A 10,958-nucleotide genomic window follows, 5' to 3' on the forward strand; every position below is an offset into this window, starting at 1 on the left:
AAGCGCGCGGCTCGGATCGCTCAACACTCTCTCGCGCGATAAGTTACGCGGCCTCCTACTTCGGCGGCTCGGCCAGGTTCACCCGAATCTCGAGCATCGAGTCGCCGAGAAACGCCTCGCCGTACTTCTCTCGATAGTCTCGAAAGAGCAGGCGGTCCGGGTCGGCGCGGAGCACCTCGAGATACGGATCGAGGTTTGTCACGAGGTTCGCGAAGGCGGCGCGCGCGGTCTCCGCGTCCGGATACGGAACTCGAATGAGCACTCGCGAGGAGTCGCCCGCATCGACGACGTTCCCCGAGACGCCGAATACCTTCCCTGCGAGCATCAGGATGTCCCCTTCCCCAAGCGTGAAGATCGCCTGAAGAGAGTAGGGCCCGCGCACGATTCGCTCCGACCCGGGAACGAGGCCGTCCTGCGGAAGAAGATCGAGGAGCCTCGCCGCCTCTCCGGGCTCGGCGTCGGCGAGAGCTCTCGATGCGAGTCCGGCCATCGCGGGAAGGAGAGCATCCCCGCCGTGGTTGTTCACCTGAACGTAGGTCGCCCCCTTCACGGCGATCAGTTGATGGCGGTTCCCGCTGTTCCGCTCGCCGACCTCTCCGACCGGCCGCTCGTCGCCGCGCATCGCGAGATAGATCGCGAGAGCCGACTCCGGGCTCTCCATTCGGTATCTTTCGACGACAAGCTCCCGTCCGTCCTTTCGAAACCGCTCGACCCGAAGGTCCTTGAAGCCAAGCTCGAAGAAGAGCTCGGCCCCGCCGTCGATGTGGCCGTAGAGGTCCTTCCCTACGAAGCGGAGCGGGCGCTCCTCGCGCGCCCACCCCACCAACGGCTCTTCCGCTCGAGCGGAGAAGAACGCGGCGGCGAGAGCCGCGAGCCCGACGAGAACGGATCGCAAGACACTCCCCCCTTTCGTTCGTCCCTGTCTATGAGTGAAGCACCTCGATCTTCTCCGGATCCGCGACCCCGAGCCCAAGCCGCTCCGCGTAGCGAAGATACTCGGTGTACTTCGGATGCTCGTTGACGTCGATCCCCATGCTCTTCCGCTTCTCGACCATGATCGCATGGCAGACCGCGTCCAGCGCGAAAGGATCGGTGGCGAAGAAGAGCGTGTTGTAGACGTACCTGGCCGCCGCGTTCGGCATCGGCCCTCCGTCGTACTGTCCCCAGAGACCGTCCGTCACCGAGAGGACCATCTTGTCGCGGACCGCGGGGAACGCCAGCACTTCCGTGCAGACGTCGAAGAAAAGCGGCTGGTGCAGGCGTCCGGTGTTGCAGATCGCTCCGTAGCCCATGTTCTTCGTCGCCATCGAAATGCCGTTCCCCGTGTTCTTGAAGACCGGAACATTGATGATCTTCGTAAGCCTCTTCGTGAGCAGCTTGCCGAAGTAGGAGTGCCGGCCGTTGAACACGTGCTGGTTGAGATACTGCTTGTCCGACGGGGCCTCGACGTCCGCCCAGTAGTATGCGTCGGGATCGAAGTTGCCGGCGCTCTTGTGGTTCCCGTCGGCGTCGAGCCAGCCGCTGTCGTCCTCGCTTTCGCCCGACGCGGCCGATTCGTCCATCGTCTGAAGTCCCTCGATCCCGACGCCCGGGTAACGCTCCGCCGTGAACCCGGCATCCCGGAGCATGTAATCGAATCGATCCCAAATAACGATCCGCTCCTTCGGGATGCCGCTTGCCGCGAGCCAGAGAACGATCGCATCGACGAGTTCGAGACGCGTGCTGATGAGACCCGGGCCGACCGGGTTCACCTTGATGCCGACGATGTCGTCCTTCGAGAAGAGAAGATCGAACGCCGCCTTCTCGTCGCCGCCCGCAAGCGCGCGGATGCCTCGGTTGAACATCGCCTCCACGACCTCCGCGCGCGGCTCGTCTTCCCGTACCGCCTGGGGATCCATCACGTGGACCACCCTCCCGGGAAAAGGCCCGGGGAGCGAATGAGTCGTTCTCGGGACCTCAAGCGCCTCGTCGATGTTCGTCTTCGCGCGCGCTTTCTCCGGCGACTTCTCCTCCGCCCACACGGACGGGTTTCCGAGAAGAAGCCCCGTGCCGACCGCTCCGCTCGCTTTCAAGAACGCGCGGCGGTCGACGAGAAACGCGCGCGGCATGCTCCGATACCTCCCGGTCTTCATAGTGATCCCCCGCCTCCGGCCCACGAGCCGGCGGCCTCTCGACCTCGCGGTTCCTCCTCGCTCCCTTCCTTGTCTTCATAGCCGCCCGCGCCGGGGAAGACGGGAAGGAGCGGACGATTCCTCGGATGACGGCTCTCGTTGGCGCTCGTCACGCGGATCGCCGCCAGATCCTTGAAAGGACAAACATATTCGCAGATCCCGCATCCGGTGCAAAGATCCGGATCCATGCGCGGCTGCTTCAACACGCGGACCGTTCCGTCCCTTAGGCGAACCGGCGTCTCGACGAAGTAGATCGCCTTGTCCGGGATCGGGCAATGCTCCTCGCAGACGATGCAATCCCGTTCATACGCGTACGGAAGGCAGCGGGTCGTGTCGATTAAGGCGAGCCCGATGCGGACCTCCTTCTTCTCCGGAAGAGGCAGAGGAAGGATGGCGGATGTCGGACAGACCGCCCCGCAAAGATTGCATTCGTACTCGCAGTATCCGAGGCGCGGAACGAGCACGGGGGTCCAGATCCCCTCGAGTCCGCCCTGGAGCGTCGCCGGATGAAGCGCGTTCGTTGGGCACACCTTCATGCACATTCCGCACTGCACGCACCGGTCGAGGAAACTCGCTTCCGGACGCGAGCCGGGCGGACGGATCAGCTCAGGGTTGTACGTGCGCGCCTGCGCGCGAGGAGAGAGACGCATCGCGAGCAGCGCGCCGGCGCCGCCGAAGGCGGAAGCGAGGACGGCGCGGCGTCGAAGATCGATCGAGCCGGCCGGCGTCTTTCTGAAGGGCGATTCCCAGCGAAAATCGATCGCGTCCTGCTTGCACGCGGCGACGCAGTTCCAGCAACCGAAGCACTCGACCGGAAGCCACTTGCCCGGCAATTCCGGCTGCGCCGCCGCCGGGCAGGCGAGACGGCAGAGGTTGCATCCCCCGCACGCCTCGTTCTCGGATCGAAGCCGGAGAAGGGTTCGTCCGGCGAAGAGACCGAGGAGCGCGCCGAGAGGGCACACGTAACGGCACCAGAACCGGGTGCGAAAAAGGTTGAAAAGCGCCGCCGCGAGAAAGACGAGAAACACGAGCGTGCTCCCCGCGAACGCCGCTCGTTTCACGACGAAAACGTGGTCGCGCAACAATCGGTAGACCGGCTCGCTGATCGACGCAAGAGAAAGAGGGCCGGCGCGCGGGTCCTGGTGGTAGATCGCCGTCGAGATCGCCTCCACCGAGTAGTGGAGCGAGGGAAGAACAGCCACGGCGACGCTCCGGTAGAAGAGAGCGATCGGATCGAAGACGCCGATCCAGTGCGCGCCGAGGATCGCCATCGCGGCGAGCCCGAAGAGAACGTAGTACTTCGCGCGCTGCCAGCGGGAGAACGCATCGCCGCCGGAGAGAAGACGCGTCTTCCTCGATCGGATCGTCGCGATCATGTTGTGGAGCGTGCCGAAGGGACAGATCCACCCGCAAAAGACGCGCCCGAGAAGGATCGTGAGGACGACGGTAGCGAGCGCCAGAAGGGAAAGCCCCTCGAGGGAACGGGCGGAAAGCCAGGTGGCCGCCAGAAGAAGAGGATCCAAGTCGAAGAAGAGGGAGAGAGCTCCGTCCGGTGGACCATCCGCCGGAGAGCGCGTCGCGAGAAGAAGACTGAGAAAGAGAACGAAAGCGATTCCCTGCACCGCGCGCCGCGTCCAGACGACGATCCGCGCGCGCCTTCGGGCGATCACGAGACGGCGACCTCGCGCAGGCGGAGCTCCCGGTAGGCGATCCGCCCGAGACCGGCGGCCTGGGCCGCCTTCACCGTTCCGATCCGCGCGGGGTCGTGGCCGAGAAGCTCGGCCCCGAACGCGTCGAGCGCGACGATGTCGATGGACGCGGCGACCGTGTCCATTCTCTTGACGTCGGAAAGATTTCCTCCCTGCGGGCCGCGGTCCGTGAGAACGCGCGCGCAGTCGAGGATCGAGAGCCTCGGCTTGATGAAGGCGGTGATATCGCAGAGGCAGCCCGCGAGATCTTGATGCCACGCCCCGCGATTCCCTCCGATGATCCCCATGTAGTTCTTCATCGCGAGGGTAGCGCGGGAGAGCCCGTGATGCTTCGCGACCGGAACGTTGATCAGGAGATCGGCCTCGAGGATCTCAGGATAGAGAGGCCACTTGTCGAGAACGCGGCCGCCGATCTTGACGTCGCGGAAGCGGTTCTCGTCGAGGAAGACGACCTCCGCGCCCGCTTCCCTCGCGGCCGCCTCGATGCCGCTCGAACGGTAGGACTGCCTCGCGTCGTGGCAGGTGTTGTCCCCGACCTTCACCTTGCGAGCGCCGGCATCGAGCGAGAGGCGCACGAGCGCGGCGACGACCGCGGGGTTCGTCGTCGCGGCGAGCTCCGGAGCGCGGTTCCAGGCGATGTTCGGCTTGATCCAGACGACGTCCCCCCTGCTCACGAAGCGCCCCATGCCCCCGAGACTCTCGATCGAGCGCTCCGTGAGAGCGGCGGCCATCTTGTCGACAGCGTCCTCTCCGACCGGATCGCCCGCCCATCTTGCGATGCACATGTCGGGGGGCGAGGCGTCGGTTTCGCCGTCCGCCCAGACCGCGTAGGGCGCGAGCGCGGCCGCCCCCGCGGCGGCCGCCGCTTGCCTCAAGAACTCACGTCTCGTTGTGTTCGTCATGGCGTCCTCCTCGGGGACTTCATCATACCAAAGATGATGAGGAACGTCAGGCGGCCGCGTTCGGATTCGCCGTTCGATCGGATCCGCCTTCGCGGTCCGCGCGAACCATCGGCAAGCGCCTTGGGGGGATCAAACAGCGCGGGCCGTCCGAAAAACGCCCGCGCCCGAATCCGCTCAACGAATCAGGACGAGCTTCTCGACGACTGATCGCTCGCCCGCGACGAGCCGCGCGAAGTAGACACCCGAGGCGGCCTCGCGCCCCGCATCGTCCTTCCCGTCCCAGGAACGTTCGAACGCGCCGCTCGCGAAGCGCCCGGAGGCGAGCGTGCCGACCCGGCGTCCCGCCGCGTCGTAGAGAACGAGCACGAGATCGCCCGGCTGATCGATCGTGAAGCGGATCGTCGCCGTCGCGTTGAATGGATTCGGAGAGATCGCGAGAAGGGGCGCCGCGAGAACCGCTCCGGCGACGGAGGTCGAGGTCTCCGCGCGGAGCACCGCGAGAAGCGGGACGTGATCGCTGCTCTGATGGAGAGCCTCGGCCACTTCCGGCGGGACGGCCGCGTTGCCCCCCTGAATGATGGATTGGTTGAGGTGCGCCCCGTCGTTTCCGAAAGCGATGTACGTGTCCGCGTCGATCTCCAGGCCCACGCCGTCGAGCATCTCGACGCTCGCCAGGATCATGTCGAAGCGGTCGTCCATTCCGCCCGTCGCTCCTCCTCCGAAGGAGGTCGTCCGCGTGCTTTGCGTGTGAATCGAAGCGTACGCGGCGTTGTCGTGCCAATCGCCTTCCTGATCGATCGGGTCGTAGAGTCTCCCGGGCCCCTCCAAGACGAGATGCTGATAGGCGGATTCCGATGCCGTGTAGATATTGAAGTCCCCGGCGACCACGAACGGAAGATCCGCATCGAGCGTGTCGAGGGCGTTCCGGAGAATCGTGCACTCAGCGAGACGCTTCGCCTCGTTGTCGCTCCCCTGACTCGCCTTGAGATGAAGTGTGTAGATGCGGACCTCCTCGCCGCTCTCGGGGAGACGGACATGCCACCAGTCGATGTCGCGAAGAGCGGTGTCGAGCCATCCGTAGCCCAGGACCTCGATCGCGCCGGTGCGGTAGAAGAGCGCACGGTCTGTATCGAAGCCGTCATGAAAAGGCCCCGCGGACCACACTCCCGGCTCGACGAACTCGAGGACATCCGCGAGAAACGCGTTCACGCCGGACTGCCCATTCATCTCCTGCACGACGAGAACGTCCGGTCCGAGGCTTCCGAGGACGGTCCGGAAGTAGGGCGCCCTCTCGGGCCCGGTGCTTCCCGGGTAGTTCAGCAGGTTCCAGGTGGCGAGAGCGATCTCCTCCGCGAAGATCGGCGGGATCGCGAGAACGCTCGCGAGGAGAACGGCGGCAATAAGTCTTCGCATGACGCGGCACCTCTGGGGAGCGGATTTACGGGACGGTCGAGTACGAGTTGATTATACCATGATCGCGGCCCAGCTTGCCGGAATCTTAACGCGCTTTGCAGTCCCTTGACGTGACCGCGCTCCTTCCTCCGCATATCCTCAAGTCGAACCTTCGCAATCGGGCTGTCTGAGAAATCCCGGACCGGTCGTCTCATTGACGGAGCGTACTGCGGCAGGGTTCCTGGGAAGACGCGATGGCCGTCCGGAGATGGCTCGGTTGCTCTCTTGCCGGGCGGGTTCGGTCCACCGCCGCCGTCGGGAAGCCGGGGCGGGCTCTTCGCCCGGGCCGTTTCCTGTGTGGCGAGCGCGACCCGGCCGCTTTCCGAGGGGAGGGCGCGAAAGTTCTTTCGCGAGGGGCTCTCCTTGTACTATGATTCGACGTGATTCGCCGGAACGGCGCCGGCTCCGCGCGGAGACGGAATCGGCGAGCGATGTCCGGTCGGCCGCGGGGGACGGCGGCGCCTCCCTGGGGCCGCGATTTGATTGTGGAAGGCGGCCGGTCAGCCGCCGGGTCGAGGAGCGTGAAGATGAAGAAGACGTATTCGACAAAGGGCCAAACGTGCAAGGTGACGTTCGACCTGCCTCCGGACGTCCAGGCGAAGTCGGCGTCTGTCTGCGGCGATTTCAATGGTTGGGATCCGGCGAAGCATCCGATGAAGCGGAAGAAAGGAGGCGGCTTCTCCGTCACCGTCTCCCTGAAGCCGGGGATGCAATACCGTTTCCGCTACTTGTTGGACGGCAAGAAGTGGGAGAACGATTGGGCTGCGGACCGCTACCTTCCGAACTCCTTCGGGAGCGAGGACTCGGTCATTAACGTCTAAATCGTTTTTCGCGGCGAAGGCCCGGGTCGAATCCCGGGCCTTCGTCTTGCGCGCTCGAGGAACCGCGCGCCGCTCCCCCGAACGTTCAGCTCAGGAGCTTGGCGATCGCTGCGACCGCCGCAAGAACGACGAACACGCGAACCCATCTGGCTCCCTTCGCGATCACGAGGCGGGCTCCGACGATTCCGCCGAGAATCGTCCCCGCGGCGACGACGAGCCCCGGCGCCCATTGCACCTGCCCGGCGCCCGCGAAGAGAAGAAGCGCAGCGATCGTGAAGATGCCGGCGAGCGCAAACTTGACGGCGTTCCCGCGCACCGCGTCGTAGCCGCCCGCGAGCACGAATGTCCCGAGAAGAAGCACGCCGATCCCCGCTTGGAGAAACCCGCCGTAGAAGCCGAGCGCAAAAAGGAGCGGATAGAGCCGCAAGGGAACACGTCCGCCTTCGCTCTTCCCCTCCCACCGCTTCGGGTCGACGAAGACGGTCATCGCCATCGCGCCGATGAGAACCGCCACGACCTTGCGGAAGATCTCCTCGTCGAGGACCGTGGCGAGATACGCGCCCGGGACCGCTCCGAGGACGAGCGGCACAGCGAGCGAAGGGACATCCTTCCACGGGCGGACGTTGTGGCGGTGATACGTCCAAACCCCGGCGACGCACTGCAGGACGATCGCGATCCGGTTCGTGGCGTTCGCGACCTGAGGAGGCAACCCGACGAGAAGAAGGAGCGGAAGGGTCACGAACGATCCGCCGCCGGCGAGCGCGTTGAGAACCCCGCAGACAAAGCCTCCCGCGGCGAGGGCGACCGCCATCCAGAAGCTCGGCAAGTCGTTCCGCTCCTCTCCGTCAGTCGACGAGCTTCCAGTCCGCCGCGCCGGGCCCCTCCGGCTTCAACCGAAAGCGCTCGGGATCCTCGCGGATCATGCGGCGCAGCCATCCCTCCGGGTGTCCCTTCTCCTGCGCCTCGTTGTTCGAGTCCCGCACGTAACCGTCGTTGTACTTCGCGACGAGATGCTCGGAGAGCTCTCTCCAGCGGGCCGCGACACGCTCCCCGCACGACACCGAGTAGTCGGTCAGGTAGCGCCTCGCTCGCGCCGGGTCCCTTTCGAGAAGGCGGAGCGCGGTCTCCTCCACCGCCGGCTGAAGCGCGATCATCTCCCCTTCGAGCGCGCTCTGCACGGCGCGCACCTCCGGGCTCATGTCCGAGTAGCGGAGCTGTGCGTAATTGGAGACGAAGTTGAAGACCCACCAGGCGGATTCGGAGGAGAACTTCTCGAGGCTCCCCGCGGCGAACGACCGTGGAATCGCGTCGATGCAGCAGTAGAGCGGCGTGTAGCACGTGAACCATGTGTCGTCCACGCCGTACCAGAGGACGCCTCCGACCGCGTCGGGAAGGCGGGAGCGCGACTGGGACACGAACGAGAAGCCGGTCTGCCGTGTCGAGATCGGACGTTCCCACGCGTACTCGACCCCGTCGACTGTCCACGCGATCGGCCGCGAGCGATCAGGCGAGCCGAACGGCCCCGCGTCGGGTCCCACGGTCATGTCGAACTCGGTCCCCTCGTAGTGGTCGCGCATGAGATCGAAGACGTCGGCGAGCGCGAGCTTCCGGTCGGGGCGGATCCAGAGCGGGTAGGGCTCCGCTCCTTCCACCGCGCGATGGTAGTCGGGGGAAAGATCGAGCGAGGGGGCCGCGCGCCGGAAGAGGCTCCAGACGCGCGTCGCGGTGTAACGGAGGCTCTTCGGCGTCGCGGGACAGTACGCGTCGTCGAAACGGAAGGGCTTCCCCGAGGCCGCGTCGTAGTATCCGCGCTCGACCGCGAACGAAACGACATCGTCGGAGAAGAGACAGTTCTTCGGGTCGTCGAGAGGGAACGAGCCGATGCGCGCCCGGTTCGCGTGACAGGAGATCATCCCGTCCGGGATGCGAACCGCGACCCAAACCGCTCCCTTTCGCTCCGGGCCCCTTCCGATCATCTCGAGGATCCACGCTTCGTTCGGATCGCCGATCGAGAAGGACTCCCCCGTCGATCGATAGCCGTACTCCTCGACGAGATCCGTGATCACGCCGATCGCCTCGCGGGCGGTGCGCGCGCGTTGAAGCGCGAGCTGCATCAGGTCCCAGTAGTGAAGGATCCCGTCCGGGTTCACAAGCTCTTGGCGCCCGTCGAAGGTCGTCTCGGCGATGACGAGTTGATGCTCGTTCATCCCGCGGACGTGCGCGTACGTGTGCGGAATCTCGGCGATCTTCCCGCGCGCCTTCCCTCCCCAATCGACGATCTCGAGCGAATCGCCCGGTGCATGGCTCGCCGCCGGCTGAAGGCGGAGGCGCGGATGGAACTCCCCGTCGCAGGTGTAGGTGATCATCACCGACCCGTCCGCGGAGGCTCCTTTGGTGACGAGCAGGTTGGTGCACGCGCGCGGCGCGGTCGCCGGCGCGAGAAGAACGAGAGTGAGAAGCACGGCTGTCGACGTTCGCTCTTGGTTCATGAGATCCCTCTCTCCGAGTCTCCCTATCTCGCCGCATTCTACATCGGACCGCCCCCTAGGGGCATCTGCGAAAAGGCCGACCCCGGTCGTACCCGCCGCGTAGCTTCTTGTTTCCCAGCGAGTTGAACGGCCCACCCCTCCTTCATTGTTTTCGGAAAGCGGGGATGATAGGATCCGGCTTCAGGCGAGGCTGTTCCCTGATCAACCAACGGAGAAAGAAAACATGTCGGACAAGAAGGCGGACCTGGCAGGGCCGGGCGTCAGCACGTACGAGGAAGTCGAGAAGATCCTTCCGAACGATTATCAACCGATCCTCCGCCCGATGGAGCGGATGAAGGCTCTCTTCGGCATCAAGAACTACATCGAGGAGAACCTCTGCAAAGAGCTGAACCTGCAAATGGTTCAGGTGCCTCTCATCGTGGACCGCGACAGCGGCGTCAACGACTACCTCGATCGAGACGGCTCGCGCACCCCGATCGAGTTCCCCTGCGGGCTCGGCCTCGAGAAACGGATCCAGGCGCAGGTCGTTCAGGCAGCGACGAAATGGAAACGGGTCGCCCTCAAGCAGTTCGAATGCAAGGTCGGCGAGGGGATCTGCACCGACATGCGCGCGGTCCGCAAGGACTATTTCCTCGACCACGACCACAGCTCCTACGTCGATCAGTGGGACTGGGAGAAGGTAATCACGGCGAAGGATCGGAATCTCGAATACCTGAAGGATACCATTCGGAAGATCTGGAAGGTGATCTATGGCGCGAGCCGCTTCACCGAGGAGAACTTCCCGAAATTGAAACAGACGGAGTATCCGCCGATCCCCGAGGAGCTCGTGTTCCTGCACGCCGAGGAGATCCTCGACATGTACCCCGATCTTCCGAGGAAGCAGCGTGAGACCAAGATCATCCAGAAGCACCCGGCCGTCTTCATCCTCGGCATCGGCTGGACGCTGAAGGACGGATACCCGCACGAGATGCGCGCCGCGGACTACGACGACTGGGTGACCGAGACGAAGACCGAGGACGGGCGCACGATGCACGGGCTGAACGGCGACATTCTCGTCTGGAATCCGGTGACCAAGCGGCGCCACGAGCTGACCTCGATGGGGATCCGCGTGACGAAGGAGACGCTCAAGATCCAGCTCAAGATGACGGGACAGGAAGACTTCCTGAAGCTGCCGTACCACCAAGCGATCCTGAACGACGAGATCCCGCTCTCAATCGGCGGCGGCATCGGGCAAGCGCGCACATTCATGTACCTGCTCCGTACGGCGCACCTCGGCGAGGTGACGGTCACCGTCTGGCCGAAGCAGCTCAAGGAGATCTGCGCGAAGCGGAACATCCACGTTCTCGAATAGCGAAAGACTCCCGTAGCGTACCAAAGAAACGCGCGCGCCTCCCGGCACGCGCGTTTCGCTTTT

General features: G+C 64.8%; 9 protein-coding genes. 2 read left to right on the forward strand and 7 right to left on the reverse strand.

The features are described 5' to 3' along the window. Positions 1–55 precede the first annotated feature (55 nt). The 5 genes from FJY73_03345 to FJY73_03365 all read right to left on the reverse strand — a co-directional run bounded on the left by FJY73_03345 (position 56) and on the right by FJY73_03365 (position 6,195). Positions 56–895, reverse strand: a complete 840-nt coding sequence (locus tag FJY73_03345; GenBank protein ID MBM3319694.1) for a hypothetical protein — start codon at positions 893–895, stop codon at positions 56–58. Positions 896–923: 28 nt separating this feature from the next. Continuing rightward, complete coding sequence (locus FJY73_03350) at positions 924–2,108, reverse strand: DUF362 domain-containing protein (GenBank protein ID MBM3319695.1); 1,185 nt, start codon at positions 2,106–2,108, stop codon at positions 924–926. A 20-nt stretch (positions 2,109–2,128) separates the two neighbouring features. Further along, positions 2,129–3,841 (reverse strand): 4Fe-4S dicluster domain-containing protein, encoded by a 1,713-nt coding sequence (locus FJY73_03355; GenBank protein ID MBM3319696.1) that lies wholly within the window; start codon positions 3,839–3,841, stop codon positions 2,129–2,131. Continuing rightward, positions 3,838–4,782 (reverse strand): DUF362 domain-containing protein, encoded by a 945-nt coding sequence (locus tag FJY73_03360; protein ID MBM3319697.1) that lies wholly within the window; start codon positions 4,780–4,782, stop codon positions 3,838–3,840. The genes FJY73_03355 and FJY73_03360 overlap by 4 nt, the downstream gene beginning before the upstream one ends. Positions 4,783–4,956: 174 nt before the next feature. Continuing rightward, positions 4,957–6,195, reverse strand: a complete 1,239-nt coding sequence (locus tag FJY73_03365; GenBank protein MBM3319698.1) for an endonuclease/exonuclease/phosphatase family protein — start codon at positions 6,193–6,195, stop codon at positions 4,957–4,959. A 566-nt stretch (positions 6,196–6,761) separates the two neighbouring features. Here FJY73_03365 and FJY73_03370 point away from each other — a divergent pair. After that, a complete protein-coding gene (locus tag FJY73_03370) occupies positions 6,762–7,055 on the forward strand; it encodes an isoamylase early set domain-containing protein (GenBank protein MBM3319699.1) in 294 nt (97 codons plus the stop codon). Between the two features lie 85 nt (positions 7,056–7,140). On the opposite strand, the gene FJY73_03375 is transcribed toward FJY73_03370, so the two are convergent. Continuing rightward, positions 7,141–7,881 (reverse strand): sulfite exporter TauE/SafE family protein, encoded by a 741-nt coding sequence (locus FJY73_03375; GenBank protein MBM3319700.1) that lies wholly within the window; start codon positions 7,879–7,881, stop codon positions 7,141–7,143. A 19-nt stretch (positions 7,882–7,900) separates the two neighbouring features. Further along, a complete protein-coding gene (locus tag FJY73_03380) occupies positions 7,901–9,544 on the reverse strand; it encodes a C69 family dipeptidase (GenBank protein ID MBM3319701.1) in 1,644 nt (547 codons plus the stop codon). Between the two features lie 223 nt (positions 9,545–9,767). On the opposite strand from FJY73_03380, the gene FJY73_03385 reads away from it, so the two are divergent. Then, positions 9,768–10,895 carry an aspartate--ammonia ligase gene (locus FJY73_03385; GenBank protein ID MBM3319702.1) on the forward strand — a complete coding sequence of 376 codons (1,128 nt, stop codon included), beginning with the start codon at positions 9,768–9,770 and terminating at the stop codon, positions 10,893–10,895. Positions 10,896–10,958: the final 63 nt, after the last annotated feature.

Source organism: Candidatus Eisenbacteria bacterium (assembly GCA_016867715.1).
Lineage (GTDB): Bacteria > Orphanbacterota > Orphanbacteria > Orphanbacterales > Orphanbacteraceae > VGIW01.

Bases quoted from the DNA above. Each gene is read 5' to 3' on its own strand.
- FJY73_03360 (MBM3319697.1), bottom strand. From the start codon at position 4,782: ATGACGAACACAACGAGACGTGAGTTCTTGAGGCAAGCGGCGGCCGCC.
- FJY73_03350 (MBM3319695.1), bottom strand. From the start codon at position 2,108: ATGCCGCGCGCGTTTCTCGTCGACCGCCGCGCGTTCTTGAAAGCGAGC.
- FJY73_03370 (MBM3319699.1), top strand. From the start codon at position 6,762: ATGAAGAAGACGTATTCGACAAAGGGCCAAACGTGCAAGGTGACGTTC.
- FJY73_03385 (MBM3319702.1), top strand. From the start codon at position 9,768: ATGTCGGACAAGAAGGCGGACCTGGCAGGGCCGGGCGTCAGCACGTAC.
- FJY73_03365 (MBM3319698.1), bottom strand. From the start codon at position 6,195: ATGCGAAGACTTATTGCCGCCGTTCTCCTCGCGAGCGTTCTCGCGATC.
- FJY73_03380 (MBM3319701.1), bottom strand. From the start codon at position 9,544: ATGAACCAAGAGCGAACGTCGACAGCCGTGCTTCTCACTCTCGTTCTT.